Source organism: Desulfolutivibrio sulfodismutans DSM 3696, assembly GCF_013376455.1.
Classification (GTDB): Bacteria; Desulfobacterota; Desulfovibrionia; order Desulfovibrionales; family Desulfovibrionaceae; genus Desulfolutivibrio; species Desulfolutivibrio sulfodismutans.
In genome coordinates this window covers 1,126,657-1,152,500 of sequence record NZ_CP045504.1, presented here as the reverse complement: position 1 = coordinate 1,152,500, position 25,844 = coordinate 1,126,657, and the positions used below count along the sequence as shown (strand labels likewise).

Here is a 25,844-nt window from a genome sequence, read left to right as displayed (position 1 = left end):
ACCACTGGTGTTCCTGTTGTCGCGCCAGCGGCACCGCAGGGTAGCCACGTTCGGAAGGGATAACCGCTGAAAGCATCTAAGCGGGAAACCCGCCTCAAGATAAGGTCTCCCCGAAGGACCCAGGTAGACTACCTGGTTGATAGGCCGGAAGTGTAAGCATGGCGACATGTTCAGCCAACCGGTACTAATAGTCCGTTCGGCTTGTTTTACCGCTAAAAAACGTCCCATCCCTTATTTTAACTTATATATTGTCCTGGTGGCCAAAGAGGAGGGGGTACGCCCGACCCCATTCCGAACTCGGAAGCTAAGCCCTCCATCGCCGATGATACTGCGTATTCATGCGTGGGAAAGTAGGTCGCCGCCAGGGCTCGTTTCAAAACCAAAAGCCCGGCTGAGAAATCAGCCGGGCTTTTGGCGTTTGAGGGGGGCACTAGGCAGTTCCGCCGTTTTGAAAACGACGTCAGACGGGACGCCGGATCACGAAGAATTCATAGGCGTAACAGTCTGCATGGGCGGCATGCAGCTCGGTTTCGCGATCAAGGATGTCGAGGATGCCCTGGGCCTCGGCATCACCGCTGTATTTCTCTCGCAGTTCACGCACCCGGGCCTGCATGGGCGTATAGAAATCCTCCCACCAGGCCTCGTCCGGAAGCGTGAAATGCCCAAGCACGTCAAGGTTGTGTCTGGCTACGGCAGCCAGGACGTCCCGCATCCAACCCATGGTTGGATAATCCGACTCGAAGCCACGCCGGACCTCGTCGGGGACATCGCTTTTCCTCCACACTGCGTCTGTGAAGACCAGATGCCCGCCGGGCCGCAGCAGATCGCGGCACAGGGGCAGGGCCACGTCCAGACCGAGATTGTAGAGCGCGCCCTCGGACCAGATCAGATCGAATGACCCTGAAGGAAATCTCGCATGCGCCATGTCGGCGCACAGCGGCTTGATACGATGTCCCAGGCCGTTCGCGGCAACCGATGCTGTAAGTTGAGTGATGAACGGCGCATGGCTGTCCACGGCCACGATGTGGCCATCCGTGAGGGCAACCAGATGCATGGTCTGGCCGCCCACGCCGCAGCCGAGATCAAGAATGCGGGGGACTATGGGCATTCCGTCGCATAGGGCCAGGGCCCTGGCGGCGCTGGCCCTGTTGCCCGGGCCCTGGCGGGGCAGGGCTTCGTAGACCTCGAAAAAGATCTCTCGGAAACGCGGCGACTGGTCGAACATTGGGATGACCTCCCTGAACCGTGCGACATGCCTGGCATTGAGTGTCTTGGCAACAGTGGTATTGCTGTCTGGGGCTTCAATTTCAACCGTTTTTGTCATGACGGACATCTTTTCGCAACATCCTCGCTTCGACGCAAACAAAAGGCCCGGTCGATGTCTCGGCCGGGCCTGTGCGTTCTGGAAGAGAGATGGAGCCGGGTGATGAGTCATACTTCACGGCGCTGAGGCGCATGAGCTTGTCCATCGCGATATGCGACTCGATGCGCCGCAAGGCGCCGGTCTTGCCGCGCAGAATCAGGAAAGCGTCAACGTACAGCAGCCCGTGGACCGAACATCGCGCAATAATATGCCCCCGGGGATGCCCTTGGCCACAAAACAGGTGTCGCTGTTGCGAACCAGCGTGTCCTTGTTCAGGATGGGTTTCGTAACCGTTCCGCCCTCGGCTAGGCCTTTTCTCGTCGTCCTTCGGAGACGAGCCTCGTCAGCATGCCCCTTCCCACGGCCCGGATGGCGCAGTGCTACAGCACGCCATCTGGCGTGCCACCCAAGGCCATTGTAAAGACGCCGGCGACATGTCGGAATCTGCAAAGTCGTTTTTTGGAATGCGTGGTGACGGTGATTGTACAGGAAACGCAATGCAATATGGTTTTCACACTCTTGGGCAGAAATGCTGCGGTGTCCTCGGTGTCAGGAGAAATCCCTCGCCTCGGATCGCACGCGGCATTATCGGTTATTCATAGGGATAGGTTGACTTGTCGAACTCCTTGGCCCGGGGGTTGGGATAGGCGCCCTCGGCCTTCAACTGCGCGAGCGCCTTGGAGCGGTCCTGCCATGTGGTGTGCAACAGCTTTTCCGCCTTGTGGCTCATGGGATGGCCATCAAGGTATTCCTTGTACATTGCCTGGACCTGGGCATTATCCTGGGAAGCGCGCACCTTGAACTTGGCGTCTGCCCCATATGTGCCGTTGATGCGGTCCATCATGTAGTCCTTGAGCTGCTTCGTCGCCGCCACGGCCTTGCTCGTCAGGCGTAGTCCGATGAGCGTCCCGCCCGTTGCGATGCAGGCCGCTTTCAGGAATCCGCGTCTGGTGAAGTTCATGATCGACATGGCGTTGCTCCTTATGCCTTGTTGGCGCTCATCATGGCCAAGCGGTTTTTCAGCGAGGCATGCATCGTGGTCACGCGACGATCCATGGCTTCAAGCACGCCGGGCATGATGGGTTGTCCTCCGCCCATGACGCAGCCGCCTGGGCAGGCCATGAACTCAATGAAATGCCAGGGCGCCTTTCCGGCCTTGACCAATTCACACACGTCCTTGAAACGTTTTCCGCCATGGATGACGGCCACCTTCACGTCCGTGCCGCCCACGTTCACCGTGGCCTCCTTCAGGCCTTCCAATCCTCTGACAGCTTTGAAGTCCCAGCTTTCGGGCTTTTTCTTGGTCACGGCCTCGTAGGCGAAGCGCAGGGCCGCCTCCATGACGCCGCCGGTCACGCCGAAGATAGTCGCGCCGCCGGTGGATTCGCCCATGAGCTTGTCACGATTCCCGTCAGGAAGCTTGGCCAGGTCTATGTTCGCCTGCTTGAGCATATAGCCGAGTTCACGGGTGTCGATGGTGGCGTCGATGTCCTTGTATCCGCTATCCCACAATTGGGGGCGCATGCCTTCGTACTTCTTGGCGGTGCAGGGCATGATCGACACGGTATAGACCTTGGAGCGGTCGTATTTCATCTTGTCCGCGCCGTAGGTCTTGGCCAATGTCCCCATCATGCCGATGGGCGACTTGCAGGAGGACATGTTCGGAAAGAGCTCGGGATAGAACGTCTCCACATACTTGTGCCAACCGGGGCAACAGGACGTGAACTGCGGTAGCGGCTTGTCGATCTGCTTGGTCAGGCGTTTGACGAATTCGGTGCCTTCCTCCCAGATGGTCACATCGGCGGTATATTCGTTGTCCCAGACATGGTCGAAGCCGAGTTTCTTCAATCCCTCGAGCATCTTTTCCGTGGTCACCGTGCCGACAGGCATGCCGAAGCAGTCGCCAAGCCCGTAGCGCACGGCAGGAGCGGGCATGGCGATGACCTTGACCGTCGGATCCTTGATCTTGGCCATGATCTCGGGAACCCAGGACTGCACCTCATAGATGGCCGAGACAGGACAGTGGGTCAGACACTGGCCGCAGTTGATGCACAGTTCTTCATGGGGAATCTTGTGCGGCCCGCCGGTCTCACCGGTGATGGCGCCAGTTGGGCAATAGCCCATGCATGTGTCGCAGCCGATGCATTTCTGCTCGTCAACCTGGATGAAAAACAGCTTGTCCGGATCAGTTTTTGGGTCCGGGGACTGATTTTCATAGAAGATTTTTTCCATCTCGATTCTGCTCATGAAATTCCTCCATGTGTTGTGGCCAGAATTGAATGAGAAAACATGGCAATTTGCTGCTTGCGGCTCCTCCTTTGGTTTGACCGCCATGGCGGCGGTCGAGTCACCCTCGGGCTGTATTAAGGTTTCTTACTGCGAAACGGCACGGTTTCGCGGACCTCCATGTCGCTCTTGAGCGGCAGAAGCGTCGCCTCCGGAAGTCGTGACATGCAGCGTCTTTTTCCGGAGATGCGACCACCGGTGGTGAAATTTCATCCGTGGCATGCCCGGAAGCGGCCCATCCTTTTTCTGTCCCTGGGGCTCTCCACCCTGAGCGTGAGCCCTGGAGGGCAAATGCCAGCATAGAGAAAATAGCATGAAATCTAAAATAATCAAACGAAACGATGAAGAAATAAAAATTTGTAACATTGAATATTTCCATACCCCATCTCTAGAAAATTGCAATCGTTTTTTTATGGTTCTGATCTGGCGGCATGAGTTTACAACATCCTAGAATTATGATGATAATTTAGAAAAGCAGGTCTGTCTTCAGATCCAGTCACGGTCCCTCGGGGCATCCTGAAGATCTGCCGCCGCGGATGGGTGAAACGCTGCCTCGGCACAGGGATCGCGATGCGTCCGGCATTTGCGTCGGCCACAAATGGATGCGCAGCCCCGTCGACGCAATCCCTACCGGGCTGCTTCGTCCGCATCCGGACTGACAAGAGCGGACGGTCAGGATCGGATATCTGGAACACGCATGGGGATAGTCCCTGGGCCACTCCTGTCAGGACCGACGTTTCGGTCGCTGCGAGACTATTTTCTGGGGGAAAGGCACGTTTCCGGAGGGGGCCGACAAAAAAAGCCCGGTCGAAGTCTCGGCCGGGCCTGTGCGTTCTGGAAGAGAGATGGAGCCGGGTTAGTCGTACTTCACGGCGCTGAAACGCATGAGCTTTTCCAGCGCGATATGCGATTCGATGCGCCGCATGGTGCCGGTCTTGCCGCGAAGAACCAGCGAATGCGTCACCGCTCCCCGGCCCGTGAACCGCACGCCGCGCAAAAACGTGCCGCCGGAGATGCCCGTGGCCGCGAAATAGGTGTCGTCGCTATTGACCAGGGTTTCTTCGGTCAGGATGGATTTCGTATCCGTCCCGGCCTTGATCAGGGCCTTTTTCTCATCGTCTTTTTGCGGGTCCAGGCGGGCCAGCATGCGGCCGCCCACGGCCCGGATGGCGCAGGCTGAAAGCACGCCCTCGGGCGTGCCGCCGGTGCCCATCATCACGTCCACCACGTTGGTTGGGTCCACGGCCATCAGCGACCCGGCCACATCGCCGTCGGTGTGCAGTTGGATGCGCGCCCCGGTGCGGCGGATCTCGGTGATAAGGTCCTTGTGGCGCGGTTTGTCCAGGACAAACACCACCAGATCGTCCACGTCCTTGCCAAGCGCCCTGGCGATGGCCCGCAGGTTGTCGCCGACCGGCGCGTCCAGGTCGGCCACATCCCTGGCCTCGGCCGGGACCACCAGCTTTTTCATGTAATAGCTTGGCCCCGGATCGAACATGCTGCCCCGGGGGGCCACGCCGATCACGGAGATGGCGTTGGGACGGCCATAGGCCAGGAGGTTGGTGCCCTCCACCGGGTCCACAGCCACGTCCACGGCCTGTCCCAGGCCCATGCCCACCTTCTCGCCGTTAAAGAGCATGGGCGCTTCGTCTTTTTCGCCCTCGCCGATGACGATGATCCCGTCCAGGGGCACGGTGTTGAAGGACAGGCGCATGGCGTCCACGGCGGCCTGATCCCCGGCGATCTTGTCGCCCTTGCCCAGCCACCGGGAGCAGCTTAAGGCCGCCGCCTCGGTGACTCGCACCAGATCCAGGCCGATATTTCTGTCAGGGGCTTCCATGGCCGCTACTCCTTCCCGGCAAACGCCTGGCGCACCAGACCGGCCAGGTGTTCCGGGGTGAAGCCGTATTTTTCGGCCAGAAGCTTGGCCGGGGCCGAGGCGCCGAAGCGGCTGATGCCGTGCACGTTGTCCAGGCTGCCCACATACTTGCACCACAGGTCCGGCCGTCCGGCCTCCACGGCGAAACGCCGCGTCACGGCGGGCGGCAGCACGGCGTCGCGGTATTCTTTCGGCTGCTCGTCGAAGAGCTCCATGCAGGGCATGCTCACCACGCGCAGCTTGTACTCGGGCAGAAGCGCGGCCGCAGCCAGGGCCAGCGAGACCTCGGAGCCTGCGGCCAGGAGGATGCCGTCGGGGACGCCGCCCGGGGCGTCGGCCAGCACGTAGCCGCCCTTGGCCACACCCTCGGCCAGTCCCGGGAAGCGGGCCGCGTCGAGCACGGGCAGGCCCTGGCGGGTCAGGAGCAGGCAGGTGGGGCGGCTTTGCTGCGTCAGGGCCGTCTGCACGGCCAGACAGGTCTCCCGGGCGTCGGCCGGGCGCATGACCAGCATGTTGGGGATCAGGCGCAGGGAGCTGGCGTGCTCGATGGGCTGGTGGGTGGGGCCGTCCTCGCCCACGTAGAAGGAGTCGTGGGTGAAGACGTGCAGCACCGGCAGGCGTTGCAGGGCGGACATGCGCAGGGCGTTTCGCTCGTAGTCGGAAAAGACCAGGAAAGTGGCCCCGAAGGGGACAAGGCCGCCGTGCAGGGCGATGCCGTTTAAAAGCGCGCCCATGGGGAACTCGCGCACCCCGAAGCACAGGTTGCGTCCGGCCCGGTTGTCGGGGCCGAAGATGCCGGTGATGTCGCGGAATTTGGCCGTCTGGTTGGAGGGGTCAAGGTCGGCCGAGCCGCCTACGAGAAGGGGGAGCTGGTCGATGAGCGCGCCCAGGGCCGACCCCCAGGCCTTGCGGGTGGCCACGGAGGCGCCGGGCTCGAATTCGGGCCAGTCAAAGGTCCGGTTGGCCGGGGTGCGCCTCGCCTGCCGCCACAGATCCTCGAAGGCGGCGTCCGTGTCCAGGCGCTTTTGCAGGGCCTTCTGCCAGTCCAGGCGTTTGGCGCGCACGGTGGCGTGCCGGGCCCGGAACCGTTCCACGACATCGGCTGGCAGGTAGAAGGGCTTGTCGGCGGGAAGCCCCAGGCAGGCCTTGGTCTTGGCGATCTCCTCCGGGGAGAAGGGCGACCCGTGGGAGTCGCAGTTGTTCTCCATGGAGCAGGAGCCCTTGGCGATGGTGGTGTGGCCGATGATCAGGGTGGGTTTGCCCGCGTCGGTCTTGGCCTGGGTCAGGGCGGCGCGGATCTGGCCGTGGTCGTGGCCGTCGATCTCGATGACCCGCCAGCCCAGGCCCTCGAAGACCTTTTTATGGTCGGTGCGGTCGCAACGGCTGGTGGGACCGGCCAATTGCACCTTGTTGTTGTCGTAGCACACGATAAGGCGCGAGAGCTCGAAGTGTCCGGCCAGGGCGGCCGCGCCCAGGCACACCGGGGTCTGGATGTCGCCGTCCGAGGCCAAAACGAACGTGTAGTGGTCGGTGATGTCCGACCCGAGCCTGGCCCGCAGCATGGCCTCGGCCACGGCCATGCCCACGGACATGGCGAACCCCTGGCCCAGGGGGCCGGTGGTGGCCTCGACTCCCGGGGTCAGGAAATTTTCGGGGTGCCCGGGGGTTTTGCTGCCGAACTGCCGGAAGCGGGTGATGTCCTCCATGGTCAGGATGCCCTGGAAAAGAAGCAGGGCATAGAGCAGCATGGATTCGTGCCCGGCCGAGAGCACGAAGCGGTCCCGGTTGAACCAGGTGGTGTCGTCCGGGTCGACGTCGAGAAATTCCGAAAAGAGGATGTAGCCGAGATCGGCCGACGACATGGCCCCGCCGGGATGGCCGGAATTGGCCTTGCCAACGGCGTCCATGATCAGGCCCTTGATGACATTGACCGCCTGGAGGTCGAGGTCGGTGGAGGAAGGCATGATGGTGGTCCTTGCGCTACGGGTTGGGAGAAGGGAAACGGGGCGTATGCGACGCAAAAAACGGCTTTTGGAAAAAAGCCGTTTTACAAGGCGGTTGGCGGAAGAGACGGCTGGCCGTCATTTGGAAACGGGCCCGCCGTGACAGGTTTCCATAAGGTCCAGGCGGCGCTGATGGCGGCCGCCCTCGAAGGATGCGGCCACAAAGGCGTCAGTGATGGACAGGGCCAGGCCTTGCCCCGTGACCCGTTCGCCCAGGCACAGGACGTTGGCGTCGTTGTGCATCCTGGCCATGCGGGCCATGAACTCGTTGCCGCACAGGGCGGCCCGGATGCCGGGGCGGCGGTTGGCGGTCATGGACATGCCCAGGCCCGTGCCGCAGATGAGGATGCCCAGGGCGTTTTGGGCCAGCACGGCGTCGCAGACCGAGGCCGCGTAGAGGGGATAGTCCACGCTTTTGGCGTCGGCCGGGCCGACATCGACAACGGTGTGGCCTGCGGCGGCCAGGTGGTCGACCAGAATTTTCTTGAGCAGCACTCCGGCATGGTCGGAGCCGATGATCACGGTCTGGGGCATGGCGAATCTCCACTTGTGGCGGGCGTTACGCGGGGTGACCGGGCGCGTGCGGCGCTTCGCCCGAAGGTCTGGTCCCGTCCGGGCCTCAGAGGTCCGGGAGTTTGATGTCGCCCTGCGCCTCCAGGGAACGCACGGCGGTGCCGGGCGGCATGGGAAGGGCCAGGGCGGTGTCCGGCCAGGGTGTCTGGCGGCCTTCGATCTTTTTGATGCGAAGCGTCACCTGAGCCCCGCCGGGGGTGGTCAGGACCACACGGCGGGCCTCATCGGAGGCTGTCCCTGCGGCATCGGCCTGGTAGTCCTCGAAGGCCACCTTCCAGGGCTCGATTCCCCGCCCGGTGAGATGAATCGGTTTGCCCTCGAAGTCAAGGGTCAGGGCGGCCAGTCGGGCGCTGGAGGGAAAGGCGTATTCGTAGCCCTCGGGCCGTTTTTTCACTGAGGCGTATTTTTCCGGGAGAAATGCGTCGAAGCGGCCGATGGCCACGGCGGCCAGCTCTCGCAGGGCGAAGGGCAGGGGGAGCCCCATGCGCGACAGGCCCTCCCGGGTGCTGCGGTGGGTGAAGGCTGTCTGGTTGCCGGGATAGTAGGCCGTAAAGCCCTGGGCGTCCTCGACCCAGAAGGCGTAGGGGCCGCCCATGGGCAGGGTCAGATCCAGGCGCAGGGGCAGGTCGGTGTTGCCGTAAAAGGCCAGATTCAGGCGGCCGCTTTTGCGTTGGGAGGCGAAGCTTAGGCCTGCGTCCACGCGAAAGGCCTTCCAGTCGGCATGTTTTTTCTGCTCCCGGGCGCGAAAGGCCTCCCAGGTCGCGCGGGCCAGGTCTTCGCCCGGAGGGGCGGCGGTCTTGGCGGCGCATCCGGCAAGCAGGAGCAGCGTGGTGCAAAGAACCAGGGCTTGGGAGGCGCGGGTCATAGGGCGTCCTTTTTGCGGCGGATGGCGTCCGCGTTGTCGGGATTGCCGGACAGGGCCTTTTTGTAGCCCTCGGCGGCCTCGGCCTTTTTGCCGAGGGATGCGGCGATGTCGCCGTAATGCTCCCAGATCACCGGATCGCCTGCGGGTTGGGCCACGGCCTGCCGGATGGCCTCCCAGGCCTTGTCGTTATTCCCCATGCGGTGGTGGACCCAGGCCAGGGAATCCATGAAAAAGGGATTGTCCGGCTCGATGGCTACGGCCTTTTCGATCAATTGCAAGGCCCGGGGCAGGTCGCGGTTTTCATCAGCCAGGGTGTAGCCCACGAAGTTGAGGGCGTCGGCGTGCTCCCCGTCCAGGGTGATGATCTGCTCCATGACCCGGATGCTTTCGGCGGTGCGCTTTTGCCGCTCCAGGACGACCCCCAGGCGGTAGAGGATCTCCGTGTCGTCGGCCCATTTCTCGCTGGCCTCGGTCAGCATCGCCGTCGCTTCGACGGGGTTTCCCGACCGTTCCAGGGCGGTGGACAGGAGCAGGCGGAATTCCTTCTTGTCTTGGAATTGGGGCACGGCGCGCCTGGCCAGTTCCAGGGCCTCGGCGGCCCGGTCCATTTCCAGCAGGAGTTGGATGCGAAAGCTCAGGCTTTTGTCATAATGCGGGTGGGACTCGGGCACACGCTTCAAATAGCCGATGGCCTTGTCCGGTTTTTTTTCGCCCTCGTAGGCCGCCACGGCCCGGTAAAACAGGATGTCCGGCGGCGGCGATCCGCTTTTTTCCAGACGGTCGAGCAGCTTTCCGGCCTCGGCGGCATAGCCTTCGGCGATAAAAGCCGACAGCACCTCAAGCACGAACGTGCTGTCCTTGGGGGCCTTGTCCATAAGGGCCATGGCCTTGGCGGGATTTTTCAGCTTGAGGTTGAGCTTGACCAGCCGCGACCAGACCTCGGCCCCTTCCTCGCCAAGCTCCAGGATGGCGGCGTAGCTCTCAAGCGCCCCCCGGTAATCCTTTTCCTGTTCCTGGAGAAACCCCATCTCGGCCCAGGCGGCCACCATGGATCGGTCGGCGGCCAGCACCTGGCGCAGGGCGGCCATGGCTGCGGCGCGGTCGCCAAGGCCGATATGGGCCTTGGCCTTGTAATAGAAAACAGCGGGGGACGGCTCCATGGCCTCGATTTTCTCCAAAGAGGCCAGGGCCTCCCGGAACTGTCCGGAATCGATGAGCAGGGAGGCCATTTCCTGGTGGGCGGCCAGATCGTCCGGATGCCTGGACAGGTAGCCGCTGATGATGGCCACGGCCTCCTCCCGCCGGTGCTGCATCTGGTAGGCGCTGGCCAGATAGAAGGCGATCTGTTTTTCCTCAGGGTATCGCCGCGTCGCATCCTCAAGGACCGTGATGGCCGCATCGCGCTGGTTGGCGCCCCATTGCAGATTGGCGAGATCCAGAAGTATCTGGGGGGTGGGCGACAGCTTCGCCAGGGTGGCCAGCACGGTGGCGGCCTGGTCCTTGTCCCCGGCCCGCAGGAGATCCTGGAAGATCAGAAAATAATAGTCCGCAGCGGCGCGCTGTGATAGCTCCTTGGCCGACATCCCCGGCAAACCTGGCGTTTTGGGCGAGCAGGAGTTGCTTATCAGGCATGGCAAAAGCGCCAGAACGAACAGGAAATGGAAGCGATATCGCATGGAGAAGGTCCGGGGGTCTTCCGGCATGGCCGTGTCGGGTTTGTGGTGCCGGAGGCTTGCGGCCAGCCCCCAAAGACCGCTTGCGCGGCAAAACGTGCGCCATGCACACAAAAACGCTAATCGTGCTTTTTGATCCAGTCTGCGGAAAAATCCTCAATTTTATTTGAGAGATGCTCTTTGAGTTTCTCGAGCAGCCTGGACTCGATCTGGCGCACCCGTTCCCGGGTGATGCCGTATTTGGCCCCGATTTCCCGCAGCGTCAAGGGCGAATCCGACAGGATGCGGTTTTCCAGCAGATCGCGCTCCTTGTCGGACAGCCTGGGCCGGATGGTCGCGATGTGTTTTTCCAGTTGGCGCGAGATCTCGTCGTCGGCCAGCATTTCTTCGATGCCGGGGGTCAGGGCTGGGAGGAAATCGATGCGCGAGGCCGAGGAGTCCTCCCCGATGGAAACGTCCAGGGACATGTCGTTGCCGCTTAGGCGCTGCTCCATCTCCAGAATGTCCGACTCGCTGACGTTTAGGCTTTCCGAAAGTTTCGAGGTGCTGGGCGTAAACCCCATGGTCTGGAGGCGCTGGCGTTCCTTGTTCAGATTGTAAAACAGTTTGCGCTGGGCCTGGGTGGTCCCGATCTTGACCAGCCGCCAGTTGTCCATGATGTATTTGAGGATGTAGGCCTTGATCCAGTAGGCGGCGTAGTAGGAGAACTTGATGCCCTTTTCCGGGTCATATTTCTTGACCGCGCGCATCAGCCCCACATTGCCTTCCTGGATCAGGTCCAGGACGTTTTGCATCCAGCGGCGCTGAAAATCCATGGCGATCTTGACCACCAGCCGCAGATGCGAGGACACCAGCCGGAAGGCGGCGTCCTGGTCGCCCTGGTCACGGACCTTGCGGGCCAGGTCGAATTCTTCGTCCTGGGCCAGCATGGGAAATTTGCTGATCTCGCGCAGATAGAGCTGGAGGGGGTCGCGGGTGGCCATGCCCGTGCGCTTGAAATCCAGGGGCGCGGGCAGATGGGCCGAATCCTCCTCCAGATCGCCTGAAATCTCGAGCGGTTCGCCGGGGTCGCCTGGCTCCAGCAACAGTTCCTCCGCTTCCTCGCTCTCAACGGGGATGGACGGTTCGGTCTGGGCGGCGGCGTCAATATCTTCGTGTATGGTCTTCATCTTTGGTGAAAAAAAGGGCGGCTCGCGGGATACGAGCAAACCGTTGGTCCGTGGGGGCGCCGGGAGGACAGGGACATTGGGTAGAGGCGGCTTGGCCACTTGACGAGCATAGAGTTTTTGTTTGTCCTTTTCAATGTTTTTCAGTAGACGAAAGCGCGTTTCGCCTCCGACGCCGTTCGGATGCGCGTAATTTCCCGGCCGGTGGGCGTTCCCGGACGGCAAGCCCAAGGATATCCCATGAACAGAGCCAGACGGGCGCTTGCGTCCGGAGACATCCTCATCTTCGACGGGGCCACGGGGACCCTCCTGCAACAACGCGGGCTCCCTCCGGGCCAGTCTCCGGAACTTTTCGGCCTGGACAACCCCGAGGCCGTCAAAACCTCGCACCAGGACTACATCCGGGCCGGGGCCCATGCCGTCACCAGCAACACCTTCGGCGGCTCCCGCTTCAAGCTGCCGCCGGGAACGGACGTGACGGCGCTCAACCGGCGCATGGCCGAAATCGCCCGGGAGGCTGCCGGGGACCAGGTGCTGGTAGCCGGAAGCATCGGCCCCACGGGCAAATTCGTCCAGCCCATGGGCAAGCTGACCCTGCGCGATCTGGTGGACGCCTTTGCCGAGCAGGTGCGCGGCCTGGTCCAGGGCGGGGCGGACCTGCTCATCGCCGAGACCCATTTCGACCTGGCCGAGGCCAAGGCCATGGTCCTGGCCTGCCACGAGGTCTGCGACCTGCCCGTGGCCGTGTCCATGACCTTCGAGGGCGCGGCCTCGCTGACCGGCACGCCTCCCCTGGTGTTTGCCGACACCATGCGCAACCTGGGCGTGGACGTCATCGGCGTCAACTGCGGCCTGGGCCCGGCGGGCATGATGGAGGTGGTGCGCCAGTGGCTGCCCCGGGCCTCCATGCCCTTTCTGGTCAAGCCCAACGCCGGGCTGCCCCGCCTGGAGGACGGCCGCACCGTGTTTCCCATGGGACCCGAGGAGTTCGCCGCCGAGACCGCGAAATTCGTGGAACTCGGGGCCAAGGTCTTGTGCGGCTGCTGCGGCACAACTCCGGCCCACATCGCGGCCCTGGCCCGGGCCGTGGCCGGACGTCCCTGGCAGCGCCCCGAGGCCGATGCGGCGTCCATGGCCGTCACCTCCCGGGCGTGCACCGTGGCCGTGGGCGGCGGGCATCCCCTGGCGGTCATCGGCGAGCGCATCAATCCCACGGGCAAGCCCGTGCTCACGGCCGAGCTGCAAAACGGGGAATTGGCCGAGGCCGGACGCCTGGCCGCCGAACAGACCGAGTGCGGCGCGGCCATCCTGGACGTCAACGTGGGCGCGCCCATGGTGGTCGAGGCCGAGGTGCTGCCCCGGCTGGTTCTCGACCTCATCGGCCGCACGAACGCCCCTTTGTGTCTGGACTCCAACGACATCGCGGCCCTTTCCGCCGGGCTGTGGACCTATCCGGGGTCGCCCCTGGTCAATTCCATAAGCGGCGAACCCGGCCGCATGGAGGCCCTGGGGCCTTTGTGCAGGCAGATGGGCGCACCGTTTATCCTTTTGCCCCTTGAGGGCCGCAAGCTCCCGGTCACGGCCGCCGAGCGGCTGGCCATCGTGGAGCGGCTGGTGGACAAGGCGCTTGGCATGGGCATCCCCAAGCATCTGATCATGGTGGACGCCCTGGCCCTGACCGTGTCCTCCAAATCCGAGGCGGCCCTGGCCTGCTTCGAAACCATCCGGCATTGCCGCGAGGCCTGGGGCCTGCCCACCTGCCTTGGCCTGTCCAACATCTCCTTCGGCCTGCCGGCCCGGGAATTGGTCAACTCCACCTTTTTGGCCATGTGCATGGGAAGCGGGCTGGCGGCGGTCATCGCCAACCCCAATTCCGCACGGCTGCGGGAGACGGCCTTTGCCGCCGAGGTGCTCCTGGCCCGCGATCCCCAGGCCGGGCGGTTCATTGCTTCCTACGCCGGATGGAAGCCCTCGGGCGGTGCGGCCTCCGGTCCCGCCGGGGGGGCCGGAACCGGCGCCCCGGCCGCCTCGGACGGCTCGGCCGCGACCCTGCGCCAGGCCGTGGTCAAAGGCGACAAGGCGGCCCTGCCGGGCATGATCGAGGCGGCCCTGGCCGCAGGTCGCGCGGCCTCGGAGATACTAAACGGCGAACTCATCCCGGGCATTCTGGAGGTGGGCGAGAAATACGAGCGCAAGGAATATTTCCTGCCCCAGCTTCTGCTTTCGGCCGAGACCATGCGCCTGGGATTCGAGCGGTTGAAGCCCCTTCTGGCCGACGCCGGCGACGGCATGTCCGCCGGGCGGATCGTCATGGCCACGGTGGAAGGCGACATCCACGACATCGGCAAGAACATCGTGTGCCTGATGCTGGCCAACAACGGGTTCGATGTGGTGGACCTGGGAAAGGACGTTCCCGCCGAACGCATCGTGGACGAGGCCCTTTCCCGCAACGCCGACGTCATCGGGCTGTCGGCGCTCATGACCACCACCATGGTGCGCATGTCCGACACCGTGCGCCTGCGTGACGAGAAAGGCTGCCGGGCCAGGATCATGGTCGGCGGGGCCGTCGTCACCGAGGCCTTCGCAGCCTCCATCGGCGCGGATGGCTATTCCCTGGACGCCGTCGGCGCGGTGCGCGAGGCCGCCCGGCTGGTGGATTCGGCGCGCGGTTGCCAATCTTTGGAAAACTGCTAGGCTTTTTGTCCCGAGGCGCTGTTTCGCGCCGTTTTTCTGGAGGTGTTTCCATGCGCATCATCACCTGCGCCGCCGTTGCGTTTTTTCTGACCCTGGCCTGCCTGGGACCGGCTCCGGCCCTGGCCAGGGACGATATGACCATCTCCGCCGGGCAGTTGGTGGATCGCATCAGCCAGTCCCGGGGGAAATTCGTGGTCATCAATTTCTGGGCCTCCTGGTGCCGTCCCTGCCAGCAGGAGATTCCGGAACTGATCACCCTGCGCCGGGACATCCCCGAGGGCGACCTGGTGCTCCTGGGCATCTCCGTGGACCAGAACCCCGGTGATTTTTTCCGGTTCATCAAACAGATGCCCTTCAATTATCCGGTCTTTGTCGGCGGAGCGGACGTGGCCGGGCTGTTCGCCGTGAGCTCCATCCCCAAGATGGTGGTGTTCAACCGCGAAGGGGAGATGATCCACACGAGCGAAGGCTACATGTCCGGCGACGAACTGCGGGAGCTTTTGTCCCTGCCCGGGGTCGGGGGGGGCGTGTGACCGACATGGACGAATTGTATCTGCGCAAGGCCCAGATCCAGGATGTGCGGCAGGTTCACGCCCTGCTCATGGACTGCGCCAAAAAGGAATTTCTTTTGCCCCGGTCCTTCAGCCAGCTGTACAGCCATCTGCGTGATTTCTACGTCCTGGCCGAACGCTCCGGGCGGGGGGTGCATGGCTGTTGCGCCCTGACCATCGCCTGGGAGGACTTGGCCGAGATCCGCTCCCTGGCTGTGGACGAGCATTTGCGTAAAAAAGGCTGGGGGGGGAAGCTGGTGGAGGCCTGCCTCAGCGAGGCCGTGACCCTGGGACTGTACCGGGTCTTCACCCTGACCTATCAGAAGGGCTTTTTCGAGCACCTGGGGTTTGTCGAGGTGGAAAAGGAAAAGCTGCCCCAGAAGGTCTGGGCGGACTGCATCAACTGTCCCAAGTTTCCGGAATGCGACGAGATCGCCATGCTTATGGAGATGTAGTCCCGTTTCGTGCGGGGGCGGGATTTGCCTTTCAACCAAATTACGGTATGGGTCAGGTTATGGGTGAAATGTTGCGGGAAGTGATCGGCGAAGCGGTCGTGGCCGCACGCGTGGCCGAACTGGCTGCCGAAGTCGCGCGGCATTACGATGGCGCAGACCCCCCCGTGGCCATCTGCGTGCTCAAAGGGGCGGTCTATTTTTTTACGGATTTGACGCGGCATTTTCCGTTTTCCCCGCAACTCGAATTCGTGCGCATCGCCAGCTACGGCGCGGGCACCGCGCCCGGCGCGGACCTCCGGTTCCTGGTGGACGTGGAGTGTCCCCTGGAAGGGAGGCATGTCCTGGTTGTGGAGGACATTGTGGATACGGGGCGGACCACGGCCAGACTGCTGGCGACCTTTTCCGCCAGGAAGCCCAAATCCCTGCGCATGTGCGCCCTGATCGACAAGCCCCTGCGACGGGAAGTGGATGTCCATGTGGATTTCGTGGGTTTTACCTCGCGGGACGGCTATCTGATCGGTTACGGCATGGACTATGCCGAGCGGTACAGGCAGTTGCGCGGGGTGTGGGAGATGCAGTTTTCGTGATCTTGGCCCGGAACTTGCTTCAAATCGTTGTTAGTTCCGAAAAACCGAAGGATTTCGCGGAAGAAGGCCTATGATCGTAACATGCCCCGATTGCTCCACCAAGTTTCGCCTGCCCGATGACAAGGTCGGGCCGGACGGCGCCAAACTGCGCTGCGGCAAGTGCAAGCATATTTTCCACATTGATCCCCCGGCTCCGCCAAGGCCGTCGGATCTGCGGGATTTCGACTATCCCGACGACAGCGGCGTCCCCACGGAGCGGCCCGGCGCATACGCCGAGCCCGAGCCCCGGGAAGCCCCACGCCCCACGCAGGCTCCTGCCGATCAGACCTCGGATCAGGACGCCGGGAAACTCTTTGAGTCCGAGGCCTATGAGGACGACGAGGCGACCGGAAAGACGCAAACCGATTTCAACCTGGACGACATCTCCGATATCGACATCACCGGCAAGAAGGGAAGGGGGGCGTCCTCCAAGGACGTCAAGCGCCGTTCCCTGATCGTGGCCCTGTGCCTTTTCGGGCTGGTGGTGGTCACCCTGGCCGCCGTCTTTTTCTTCGATCTGTGGCCGGGGGCCAAGGATGGGCAAGCGCCGACGCCGCCCTCCGCCGAACAGGCGAAGCCCGCCGAAGAGGCCAAGCCGGGGGAAAAACCCGCCGGGGACAAGGCGACGGAGAAGCCCGACGAGTCCGCCAAGGTCAAGGACATCGTGCTGCAAAATGTCCGTCAATATTACGTCACCAATGAAAAGGCCGGACAGCTTTTCGTCATCGAAGGCAAGGCGGTCAACAACTTCAAGTCGCAAAAGGAAATGATCAAGCTGGAGGCCGCCCTGTTCGATGAAAAGGGCAACGTCCTCATCTCCCAGGACATCCTGGGCGGCAACACCGTGTCCCTGTTCCAGCTCCAGGTCATGACCAAGCAGGAATTGGAGTCGGCCCTAAGCTCCCAGGTGGGCGTTTTGACCAACAACACCAACCTGGCCCCGGGCGCGGAAACGCCGTTTATGATCGTGTTTTTCGATCCGCCCGAGGCGGTCAAGGAATTCGGGGTCAAGGTCGTGGACGCCAAGGATCCGCCCGGGAAATAGCCCCGGCGACCATCCATGAAGACCCGGCAACGCTACGTATGCGCCGAATGCGGCGGCATCTCGCCATCCTGGCGCGGCCAGTGCCCGCGGTGCGGCAAATGGAACACCCTTTCCGCCCAGACCGTGGCCGCCTCAAGCAGCAAGGGCGGGTTCGCGTCGCCGTCCCCGGCCGTTCCCCCCGCCTCCCTGGCCGACCACCCCGATGAGGGCGGCGTGGCCGCGCCCACGGGACTGGCCGACCTGGACCGGGTCTTGGGCGGGGGGCTGGCCCCGGGCGGGGCCATCCTGCTCGGCGGCGAGCCGGGCATCGGCAAATCCACGCTCCTTCTGCAACTTGCCGGACGTTTGGCCGCCTCGGGACGCTCCCCGGTCTATTTCTCCGGCGAGGAATCGCTTTCCCAGCTCAAATCCCGGGCGGCGCGCCTGAAATGCCTGCATCCCGGACTCCTGGCCGTGTCCTCCACCGACGCCTCCCAGGCCGTGGCCCTTCTGTCCGACCCCAACCCCCCAAGTCTCCTCATCGCCGATTCCGTGCAAACCCTACATTCCCCGGCCGCCGAAGGGGCCAGCGGCAGCGTGGGACAGGTGCGGGCCGTGTCCTCGGAACTCGTCGAAGCCGCCAAACGCTCCGGCACGCCGCTAATCCTGGTGGGACACGTCACCAAAGACGGCCAGATCGCCGGCCCCAAGCTCATGGAGCACATGGTGGATACCGTGCTCTACCTCGAAGGCGAACGACGCCACGTCTTTCGCATCCTGCGGGTGCTCAAAAACCGCTTCGGCCCGACCGACGAACTCCTGGTCTTCGAGATGCGCGAAAAAGGACTGGCCGTGGTGGCCGACCCGTCCACCTTCTTCCTCGGCGAGCGCGACGCCGCCCTGTCCGGCTCGGCCGTGGTCATGGCCGTGGAGGGCCAACGGCCCCTGGCCGTCGAGGTCCAGGCCCTGGCCGCCCATTCCTATCTGGGCATCCCCCGGCGTACGGCCCTTGGCGTGGACCAGGGGCGATTGCATCTGCTTCTGGCCGTCCTGGAAAAACGCCTCGGCGTCCACCTGGGCCAGTCGGACATCTACGCCAAGCTCGGCGGCGGACTGTCCATGCGCGACCCGGGACTCGACCTGGGACTCGCCGCCGCCATCCTCTCCTCTTTTCACGACCGGCCGCTCCCAGCCGGGGCCGTCTTCTGGGGCGAGGTGGACCTGGGCGGACGCATACGGCCCGTGTCCGGACACGATATGCGCCTCAAACAGGCCAAACGCCTGGGCTACGGGCCGCTGTTTTTCCCGCGCCCCGGCAAAGGCGCCCAAGGCGTCAGCGACCTCACCGCCCTGCACGCCGCCCTTTTCAGCTAGCTCATCGGGGCTGCCGCCCCGCCCTGCGTCGGGGCTGCCGCCCCGTACCCCGCCCGGGGGAAATCATTTCCCCCGGACCCCCTGATATCGTTGGCGTTTCCGGTGCGGCAAAGCCGCACCGGAAACGCCAACGAAAATCAGGTTGGCCGGAGAGAATGCTCTCTCCCGGACGCGGACGCGAAGCGCGACGAAGTTTTCGAAGGGGGGTCAAGGGGGGAAACCTTTTTCAAAAGGTTTCCCCCCTTGTCGGCGCAGGCTATTCCAGTACGATGCTGTCGCCGGGGGCGGCGTAGCAGAAGACCGGGATGTCGGGTGCATCGGCGGGACCGGCCTCGGCGATGCGCGATGGCAGGGTCCACAGCCGCGAGGCGTCGCCGAAAAGGTGCATGGGGATCAAGAGCCCGGGATGGACGGCCTGGGCGAAGGCCACCACGCCGCCCAGGGAGTCGAGCCGGAAATCGCAGTTGGTGAAGGCCACGTCCGGGGCGAAGTCTGCGATGCGGGCCAGGGCGTCGGTGAAGAAGCGGCAGGTTTCGGCCCGGGCGCGCTCGGGCAGGGTGGGCCAGTCCCACTGGGCCAGGTCGCCGCCGAAATAGAGGCGTTTTTCGGGCGTGGCGAGAAGAAAGGCCACGCCCAGGTCGTTGCTTTCCAGGGTGGAGACGAGAAGCCCCGACACCTCGCGAGTCTGATCCGGCTCCATGATCACGGCGTCCGGGGGCAGGCTGTCCGGGAACATGTCGGCCACGTCGTCCGAGACCACGAAGCGGCGCGTAGCCGCCCCGGCGGTGACCGCCAGGATGTTCGGGTCGAAGTGGTCGGGGTGGCCGTGGGAGAAAAAGACCGTCAGATCGGCCCCGTGCAGAAGCGGCGCGGCCATCTGGGCGGCCTGGGCGGGCAGATGGCTGGGGCGGGGATAATCGAAGAGCAACACGCGCCCGGCGTGGCGCACGACGAAGCAGTCGTGATGAATGTAGGTGATGTCCATGGGCGGCGTTCTCCTGGGGCGTCCCGCTTACAACCCCAGCTCGCCCCACAGGGCGTCGATGCGGTTCTTGACCTCGGGGGCCATGCGCAGGGAGGCGGGCCAGGGGCGGTGATGGCCGTCCTGGGGGCCTTTTTTCGTGGCGTCGATGCCCATTTTGCCGCCGTAGAAGGCCAGGGGCGAGGCATGGTCCAGGGCGTCCAGGGGGCCGTCCACCATGACCACGTCGCGGCGTGGGTCAACGTTGTTGCCAAGACGCCACAGCACCTCGGAGGTGTTCTGCACGTTGACGTTTTTGTCCACCACCACGATGATCTTGGTGAACATCATCTGTCCCAGGCCCCATAGGGCGTACATGACCTTCTTGGCCTGGCCGGGATAGCGTTTGTCGATGGAGACGAAGCACAGGTTGTGGAAAACGCCTTCCAGGGGCAGGCTCAGGTCCATGATCTCGGGCAGTTGTTTTTTGATCAGGGGCAAAAACAGGCGTTCCGTGGCCTTGCCCATGAAGCAGTCCTCCATGGGCGGCGGTCCCACCAGGGTGGCCGGATAGATGGCGTCCCTGCGGTGGGTGAGCGCCGTGACGTGGAAGACCGGATAGTCGTCGGCCAGGGAATAATAGCCCGTGTGGTCGCCGAAAGGGCCCTCCCGCCGCCGTTCGCCGGGCTCCACATAGCCCTCCAGCACGAACTGGGCGTTGGCCGGAACCTCGATGTCCACGGTCTTGCATTTGACCAGCTCCACGGGCGAGTGGCGCAGGAATCCGGCGAACAGCATCTCGTCGAGTTCGTCGGGCAGGGGGGCCGTGGCGGCGTAGGTCACGGCCGGGTCCGGGCCGATGCACACGGCCATTTCCAGGCGTTTGCCGAGCTTTTCGGCCAGGTGGTAGTGGTAGGCCCCGCCCTTGTGGCGGTGCCAGTGCATGCCCGTGGTCTTTTTGTCGAAGACCTGCATGCGGTACATGCCCAAGTTGCGTTTGCCGGTTTCGGGGTTTTTGGTGATGACCCCGGGCAGGGTGATAAATGGCCCGGCGTCGCCCGGCCAGGTGGTCAGGACGGGCATGATGGAAAGGTCCACGTCGTCGCCCGTGAGAACCACGTCCTGGCAGGGGCCCGAGCCCACCTCCTTGGGGAAGATATTGGCCATCCGGGCCAGCTTGGGCAGAAGCTTGAGCTTTTTGATGATCCCCGAGGGCTTTTCGATCTCCATAAATTCCGTGATCTCCGAGGCCAGGGCCTCCAGGCTCTCGACCTGAAGGGCCATGTGCATGCGGGTATATGAGCCGAATGCGTTGGTCAGCACCGGAAACCCGGACTGGCCCACGTTTTCGAAGAAAAGGGCCGGGCCGTGTTTTTTGCTCACCCGATCCGTGACCTCGGCCACCTCCAGATAGGGATCAAGCTGTGCGGCGATGCGCTTGAGTTCGCCCGCGCCCTCCAATGCCTTCACGAAATCCTGCAAATCCTTGTATGCCATGCCGGTATGCCTCGAAATAGGGGTATGGGTTGACGGCGGAACAAGGCCAAGGGCCGGTCAGGTTGTGTGCCCGGCCCTGTGCGCCGTAGTGATAGACGTAGAGACGAAGTTCAAGGACTCGACGTCAGAGGAACCGCAAAAGCTTGGAACTGGTGTGGCGCAGCCGGAAGCTGATGAGCCGGGCCATGTTGATGGCCATTTTCAGGGCCAGCGATTTGTTTTCCCTGCACATCCGGTCGAATTCCTCCCTGGTCAGCACCAGGAGCCGCGTGTCTTCGGCGGCCAGGGCCGAGGCCGAACGCGGCAGCCCCTCCACCAGGGCCATCTCTCCGAAGGCCCGGCCAGGGCCCAGGCGCACCAGAAATTTGGTGGAAAACTCATCGCCCTCTTCGTGCTTGGCGATCTCCACCACCCCGTGCAGCACGATGGCCATGTAGTCGCTACGATCCCCCTCGGTGAAAATGGTCATCTCCCTGGGGAACTCCAGAATCGACATGAAACCCGACAGGGCCTGGATGTCCTGCCACGAGAGATCCTTGGCCCAGGCCGATTCGTCGAGCATCTCGCTGATCCTGCGGCCAAGATTGGGAGAGGAGAGCAGATCTTCGTCGCCGCTTTGCATGGTTGCGTTCCTTTGCCTATGGGGTGGGGTGCAGTGGCCTGTTCTTACACTCGAAGGTTCACCCCCGTAAAGCTCCCGGTCCCATTCCCCAGAAGGGTTTGCGCAAGCGAGGGAAGGGGCGTCCCCAGGGGGCGCGGCGCGGCCATCGGCAGAAGGCGGATCACCTTGCGTCCCAGGCGGACGGCCTCGGGCAAAAACATGTGGCGGTCAAGACGCTCGGGAGCGGCGGCGAACACCAGGCACCGGGCCGTGTCGCCATGGTAGAGGGCCTTGACCCGGACCTCGCCCGGCCCTTCGAGCCGGAATGCAAGGTGGATTTCCCGTGCCCCGCCCGTCCCGGGGCGTCCCAGGAGTAGTTCGTGCCCCACCGCGCCCGGTGGGTACCAGGGCGCGTACAGATACTTCCCCAGGCGGGAAAGCCCGGGCAGGGCGGCCAGTTCCCGGGTCAGCCGGGACAATCGCCGGTAGGCGGCGAAAGCCGGTTCATCGGCGCAAAGCGCGGCCAGAAATCGGCGTTTGAGGTCCGCCAGATCGACGGCCTGGCCGGGGGAGGGGGCGGGCGGCGGGCGAAGGCCTGACAGATGCGGCTCGAAGGCGGCGCGGGCGCCCGCCAGGGAGGACAGAAGTCCTGCGATGCGGCGGGGCAGGTCGGCATTCGGATCGTTGTGGTCTCGGGCCAGCTCGCGCAGCACCACCACCGGATGCATCCGGGTGATGGAAAAGGTCAGCCTGGACCCGAGGGGCGGATCGGTGTCGGTCGCGGCCAAAAGTTCGAAACCGGAGATGTCCACCAGGGCATGCCGGGCGTCGGGTCGGGAGAGCACCCGGCCCACGACCCGTTCTCCGGATCGAAAGGCGCGGCGGAAGTCTTCGAGGTCACGGCCAGCCATGGGAACACCTCAGGCTGATGGGATAGGATGCGTGTGTCGGCGCATGTCGTCTCCTCGCGGCGGCCGGGTCAGGACGCGGCCTGTTCGAGGATCAGGCGCACCTCGTCCGGGGCAAGCCCCGTGGATCTGGCCAGGGCGTCGATGGACTGCCCCTTTTTGTGGCCGTTTTGGATGACCTGGCGCAGGAACTGGGGGGACCGGGACATCTCGCGGGCCTGCTTGAGAAGCCGCTCCAACTCCGCCCGGCGTTCTTCGAGCTTCTCGTCCAGGGCCAGGAGCTCGGCATGGCGGCGCTTGAAGCTGGACACCAGTTCCTGTTCGAGCTGGGCGTTGACCCGGAGCTTTTCCAGCAACTGCTCCTGGTTGTTTTGCATCCTGTGCAAAAGACCCTCGGAGCGGCGCAGGCGGGAAAAAAAGACGACCACCAGCACGATGAGCGCCAGTTCGCTTAAAGTGAGAAAAAGGATCAGATAGGGCTCGGCGCTCATGGACCAACCTTGAAGCGGGGGAGTGTGTTAGGGAGTCGGAACATGTCCCTCATATCTTGGCATCAATGATGTTTCCCGTCCAGGGGGTGACGTGTGTCGGCGTCGTTTCTTCTTCCTCGGCCGAATGCCGGGCCTGGCGCTTGCGGGGCTGGCGTCCGTCGCGGCGACGTTCCTCCTCCTGGTCCGTGATGGAATCGGCGGCGTCCTGTTCTTCGACCTTGGGAACCTGGTCGCCCTCCTCGCGCAGGCGCTGCAGGGCCAGTTCCGCCGCCGTGGCCTGCTGCACCCCGGGATGGATCACCTCGGCGTGGGCGACGTTTTGAGCATAGGGCATGACCTGCAAGACGGTGGAGAGGTCGATGGACATATCACTTCACCACATATTTTTCGATGAACAGGTTTTCGATCTGCGCGTCTCCCAGAAATTGGTTCATTACCGACATGATGTCCTGTTTGAGGGCGTCGGTAACTTTCTTGTCGTCCAAAAAGATCAATTGTTTGTTCTTTAGAAAATAATACACGGCATCCCGAAGCACAACCGTATTTCGGGTAAGTTCTTTTTCGAGATCAGGATTCGTGGTGGCCGTGGTGAACTGAAGGCTGACCAGGAACGACTCGCCTTTTTCGTTGACCTGCTCCACGAGGAAGGGGTCCATGACCACCGTGACCTCTTTTTCCTCGGGAGGGGGCGACGGCGCAGGGGGCTCAAAAGGGGCCCCTGCGTCCTTCTCTTCAACCGGCGGCGGGGGCGGGGCCTCGTCTTTTTTCCCGGAGAAAAACAGGAAATAGGCAGCGGCGGCCAGGATGACGAGCACAAGCCCGGCCGCGCCGAAGAGGATGGCTTTTTTCTTCCACCAGGGGGCGGGCGCGGGCGCCTCGTCCGTGTGGACGGGCTCCTCCTCGGGAGCAGGAGGCGGCTGCTCGTCTTTATCGTCTTCCAGAAACGGCGCGTCGTCCAGGTCCAGTTCGACTTTTTGCAAGGCCTTGGGCAACTCGTCGCTAAGCTCCGTGTCGTCGAGCTTGGCCTTGGTCAATCCGGCGTCAGCCGGATCGTCCATGGCCGTGGGGGCTTTCGCGGAGGTTCCTTTGTCCTTGCTCATGGTGCGCGGCGGATGTCGCGTTCCCGGGATTCCCTTACGGAAGGTTCCGGGGCGACGGGCTGAACGTGTTGACCTTCATGGGCGACGCAAGCGGTCAGTCGATGCCGAAGTCGGTCTTGAATTTTTGCCGCAATCTGGCCAGGGCCTGGGAATGCAGTTGGGAGACCCGGCCCTCGGTGATGCCCATGACCTCCGAGGTCTCGCGCATGTTGAGCTCCTCGCCGTAGTACAGGGAGAGCACCAGCTTCTCCCGGGGCGTCAGGTCGTCGATGAGCCCGGCCAGCTTGTCCACCAGCTCCTTGAATTCCGTCGACTTGAAGGGTTCGTTGTCGTTTTGGTTGATCTTGTAGGAGGACAGATTCTCGGTAATGGCGTCCAGGCTGATGCACAACTGGTTTTGCAGGGCCTCCATGCTTTGGGAGACCTCGCGGATGGTCAGTCCCGAGGCGTCGGCCAGGGCCTCCACGGAGGGGGACTCGCCGTGCTCGTGCTCCAGACGGCGGATGATTTCCTCAAGGGTCCGGATGCGGTGGCGCTGGCCGCGCGAGAAGCGGTCCATGCGCCGCAACTCGTCGAGCATGGCCCCTTTGATGCGGTTTTCGGCATAGGTGTCGAACTTGATGTTCAACTCGGGGCGAAACCTCTTCAAGGCCTCCATGAGCCCCAGGGCCCCGGCGCTGAGCAGCTCCCCAAGCTCCACGCTCTGGGGGAGCTTGGCCTTGAGGCGCAGGGCCAGGATTTTGATTTTGGGCGCAAAATGCCTGACGATCTCCTCCCGGTCGCGGAGATCGAAGTCTTCCCAGGCGGTTTCCCCCGAATCCAGCCTAAGCCAGGGGCTGTTCCTGGAAGAGGAGCTTTTTCCAAAAGAATTTGATGTTTCCATCGAGGGTTGCCGGGATATCCCAGGTAGTGATGGTCCGGGCGATGTCCTCCAGTTTCCTGCTGGCTGGGGCCCCGGGGGCATCGACGCAAAAGGGCTTCTGCCGAATGACTGCGGCCCTGACAGCCGGATCCTGGGGCACGAATCCCGTGAAATCCAGGGAGATGCCGCTTAAGAAACGGTCGCAGGCCTGATAGAGTTTTTCGTACACCACCATGGCCGCCTTGGCGCTTTGGGCCATGTTCACCAACACCCGGAACCGATTGACGGCATGGTTGATGTGCATGACCTTGATCAGGGCGTAGGCGTCGGTCAGGGAGGTGGGTTCCGTGGTCAGAACCAACAGCCGTTCCCGGGCCGCCAGGTTGAAATAAATGACATTGTCGCTGATCCCCGCCCCCGTGTCCACGATAAGATAGTCGATGCGGTTTTCGAGATAGTCCATGGCCTCCAAAAGCTCCAGCTTCTGTCCCGTGGACAGGGTCAGCATTTCCCCCACGCCCGAGGAGGCTGGCAGGATGGAGAAGCCGTAGGGGGTCTGGCACAGCACGCGATTGAGCGTCACGCCTTCGTGGAAAAGATGGAAGAGATTGAGTTTGGGGGTCAGGCCAAGCAGCACGTCCACGTTGGCCAATCCCAGATCCGCATCCAGAATGACCGTGCGCTTGCCCATGCGGCTCAGACAATAGGCCAGGTTGACCGAGAGATTGGTCTTGCCCACGCCTCCTTTGCCGGAGGTGACCGAGAAGACCAGGGGGAGTTCCGTCTGGGCCGTCACTGCGTATGCTCCACGTCGCGTCGTCCTCGGAGAGCGACGACGCGTGTCTTTGTTTTCTGCGGACGTTGCCGTTGGGACGTCTGGCCGCATGGTCCC

General features: G+C 63.3%; 24 protein-coding genes and 2 rRNA genes (1 of these 26 running past the window's edge). 8 read left to right on the top strand and 18 right to left on the bottom strand.

All coding sequences use genetic code 11. The features are described from left to right. Both GD606_RS05515 and rrf read left to right on the top strand, forming a co-directional pair. Positions 1 to 209, top strand: a 23S ribosomal RNA gene (locus tag GD606_RS05515) (it extends 2,714 nt beyond the left edge of the window). A gap of 43 nt (positions 210 to 252) precedes the next feature. After that, positions 253 to 367 (top strand): 5S ribosomal RNA (gene rrf, locus GD606_RS05510). 93 nt (positions 368 to 460) lie between these two features. Here rrf and GD606_RS05505 read toward each other — a convergent pair. The 9 genes from GD606_RS05505 to GD606_RS05465 all read right to left on the bottom strand — a co-directional run bounded on the left by GD606_RS05505 (position 461) and on the right by GD606_RS05465 (position 11,811). Beyond that, entirely contained in the window at positions 461 to 1,225 is a 765-nt protein-coding gene (locus GD606_RS05505; RefSeq protein WP_163302491.1) for a class I SAM-dependent methyltransferase, read from the bottom strand. Between the two features lie 730 nt (positions 1,226 to 1,955). Continuing rightward, positions 1,956 to 2,333 carry an iron hydrogenase small subunit gene (locus GD606_RS05500; protein WP_163302492.1) on the bottom strand — a complete coding sequence of 126 codons (378 nt, stop codon included), beginning with the start codon at positions 2,331 to 2,333 and terminating at the stop codon, positions 1,956 to 1,958. An 11-nt stretch (positions 2,334 to 2,344) separates the two neighbouring features. Next, a complete protein-coding gene (locus GD606_RS05495) occupies positions 2,345 to 3,610 on the bottom strand; it encodes a [FeFe] hydrogenase, group A (RefSeq protein WP_163302493.1) in 1,266 nt (421 codons plus the stop codon). Positions 3,611 to 4,505: 895 nt separating this feature from the next. Next, the gene (gene glpX / locus GD606_RS05490) at positions 4,506 to 5,489 is read right to left on the bottom strand and encodes a class II fructose-bisphosphatase (RefSeq protein ID WP_163302494.1); all 984 of its coding nucleotides are present in this window, start codon (positions 5,487 to 5,489) and stop codon (positions 4,506 to 4,508) included. Positions 5,490 to 5,494: 5 nt separating this feature from the next. After that, a complete protein-coding gene (gene tkt / locus GD606_RS05485; RefSeq protein WP_163302495.1) occupies positions 5,495 to 7,492 on the bottom strand; it encodes a transketolase in 1,998 nt (665 codons plus the stop codon). A 117-nt stretch (positions 7,493 to 7,609) separates the two neighbouring features. Next, the gene (gene rpiB, locus GD606_RS05480) at positions 7,610 to 8,065 is read right to left on the bottom strand and encodes a ribose 5-phosphate isomerase B (RefSeq protein ID WP_163302496.1); all 456 of its coding nucleotides are present in this window, start codon (positions 8,063 to 8,065) and stop codon (positions 7,610 to 7,612) included. 85 nt (positions 8,066 to 8,150) lie between these two features. Then, positions 8,151 to 8,969, bottom strand: coding sequence for a hypothetical protein (locus GD606_RS05475; protein WP_163302497.1), 819 nt, complete (start codon positions 8,967 to 8,969; stop codon positions 8,151 to 8,153). Further along, on the bottom strand, positions 8,966 to 10,645 hold the full coding sequence (locus GD606_RS05470; RefSeq protein ID WP_163302498.1) for a tetratricopeptide repeat protein: 1,680 nt from the start codon (positions 10,643 to 10,645) through the stop codon (positions 8,966 to 8,968). The genes GD606_RS05475 and GD606_RS05470 overlap by 4 nt, the downstream gene beginning before the upstream one ends. A gap of 116 nt (positions 10,646 to 10,761) precedes the next feature. Continuing rightward, on the bottom strand, positions 10,762 to 11,811 hold the full coding sequence (locus tag GD606_RS05465; protein WP_374190889.1) for a sigma-70 family RNA polymerase sigma factor: 1,050 nt from the start codon (positions 11,809 to 11,811) through the stop codon (positions 10,762 to 10,764). 237 nt (positions 11,812 to 12,048) lie between these two features. On the opposite strand from GD606_RS05465, the gene GD606_RS05460 reads away from it, so the two are divergent. The 6 genes from GD606_RS05460 (at position 12,049) to radA (ending at position 18,532) form a co-directional block, all read left to right on the top strand. After that, a complete protein-coding gene (locus GD606_RS05460) occupies positions 12,049 to 14,502 on the top strand; it encodes a homocysteine S-methyltransferase family protein (protein ID WP_163302499.1) in 2,454 nt (817 codons plus the stop codon). A 50-nt stretch (positions 14,503 to 14,552) separates the two neighbouring features. Further along, positions 14,553 to 15,035 (top strand): TlpA family protein disulfide reductase, encoded by a 483-nt coding sequence (locus GD606_RS05455; RefSeq protein WP_163302500.1) that lies wholly within the window; start codon positions 14,553 to 14,555, stop codon positions 15,033 to 15,035. A gap of 5 nt (positions 15,036 to 15,040) precedes the next feature. Continuing rightward, positions 15,041 to 15,508: an N-acetyltransferase gene (locus GD606_RS05450; RefSeq protein ID WP_163302506.1), complete on the top strand. Its 468-nt coding sequence runs from the start codon at positions 15,041 to 15,043 to the stop codon at positions 15,506 to 15,508. A 59-nt stretch (positions 15,509 to 15,567) separates the two neighbouring features. Then, the gene (gene hpt, locus GD606_RS05445; RefSeq protein ID WP_163302501.1) at positions 15,568 to 16,095 is read left to right on the top strand and encodes a hypoxanthine phosphoribosyltransferase; all 528 of its coding nucleotides are present in this window, start codon (positions 15,568 to 15,570) and stop codon (positions 16,093 to 16,095) included. Between the two features lie 70 nt (positions 16,096 to 16,165). Continuing rightward, positions 16,166 to 17,179 carry a DUF3426 domain-containing protein gene (locus tag GD606_RS05440; protein ID WP_163302502.1) on the top strand — a complete coding sequence of 338 codons (1,014 nt, stop codon included), beginning with the start codon at positions 16,166 to 16,168 and terminating at the stop codon, positions 17,177 to 17,179. Between the two features lie 15 nt (positions 17,180 to 17,194). After that, a complete protein-coding gene (gene radA, locus GD606_RS05435) occupies positions 17,195 to 18,532 on the top strand; it encodes a DNA repair protein RadA (protein ID WP_163302503.1) in 1,338 nt (445 codons plus the stop codon). A gap of 256 nt (positions 18,533 to 18,788) precedes the next feature. Here radA and GD606_RS05430 read toward each other — a convergent pair whose 3' ends face one another. The 9 genes from GD606_RS05430 to GD606_RS05390 form a co-directional block, all read right to left on the bottom strand. Beyond that, complete coding sequence (locus GD606_RS05430; protein WP_163302153.1) at positions 18,789 to 19,517, bottom strand: MBL fold metallo-hydrolase; 729 nt, start codon at positions 19,515 to 19,517, stop codon at positions 18,789 to 18,791. A gap of 27 nt (positions 19,518 to 19,544) precedes the next feature. After that, entirely contained in the window at positions 19,545 to 20,963 is a 1,419-nt protein-coding gene (locus tag GD606_RS05425; protein ID WP_246298988.1) for a menaquinone biosynthesis decarboxylase, read from the bottom strand. 151 nt (positions 20,964 to 21,114) lie between these two features. Next, positions 21,115 to 21,612 carry a Crp/Fnr family transcriptional regulator gene (locus GD606_RS05420; RefSeq protein ID WP_163302151.1) on the bottom strand — a complete coding sequence of 166 codons (498 nt, stop codon included), beginning with the start codon at positions 21,610 to 21,612 and terminating at the stop codon, positions 21,115 to 21,117. A 44-nt stretch (positions 21,613 to 21,656) separates the two neighbouring features. Further along, positions 21,657 to 22,502: a hypothetical protein gene (locus tag GD606_RS05415; RefSeq protein WP_176629227.1), complete on the bottom strand. Its 846-nt coding sequence runs from the start codon at positions 22,500 to 22,502 to the stop codon at positions 21,657 to 21,659. Positions 22,503 to 22,570: 68 nt separating this feature from the next. Next, positions 22,571 to 22,990, bottom strand: coding sequence for a hypothetical protein (locus tag GD606_RS05410; RefSeq protein WP_163302149.1), 420 nt, complete (start codon positions 22,988 to 22,990; stop codon positions 22,571 to 22,573). Between the two features lie 49 nt (positions 22,991 to 23,039). Then, a complete protein-coding gene (locus GD606_RS05405) occupies positions 23,040 to 23,357 on the bottom strand; it encodes a hypothetical protein (protein WP_163302148.1) in 318 nt (105 codons plus the stop codon). Position 23,358: 1 nt separating this feature from the next. Beyond that, the gene (locus GD606_RS05400) at positions 23,359 to 24,090 is read right to left on the bottom strand and encodes a flagellar basal body-associated FliL family protein (protein WP_246298987.1); all 732 of its coding nucleotides are present in this window, start codon (positions 24,088 to 24,090) and stop codon (positions 23,359 to 23,361) included. Between the two features lie 94 nt (positions 24,091 to 24,184). Then, positions 24,185 to 24,973 (bottom strand): FliA/WhiG family RNA polymerase sigma factor, encoded by a 789-nt coding sequence (locus tag GD606_RS05395; RefSeq protein WP_163302147.1) that lies wholly within the window; start codon positions 24,971 to 24,973, stop codon positions 24,185 to 24,187. Further along, on the bottom strand, positions 24,915 to 25,838 hold the full coding sequence (locus GD606_RS05390) for a MinD/ParA family protein (RefSeq protein ID WP_163302146.1): 924 nt from the start codon (positions 25,836 to 25,838) through the stop codon (positions 24,915 to 24,917). The genes GD606_RS05395 and GD606_RS05390 overlap by 59 nt, the downstream gene beginning before the upstream one ends. Positions 25,839 to 25,844: the final 6 nt, after the last annotated feature.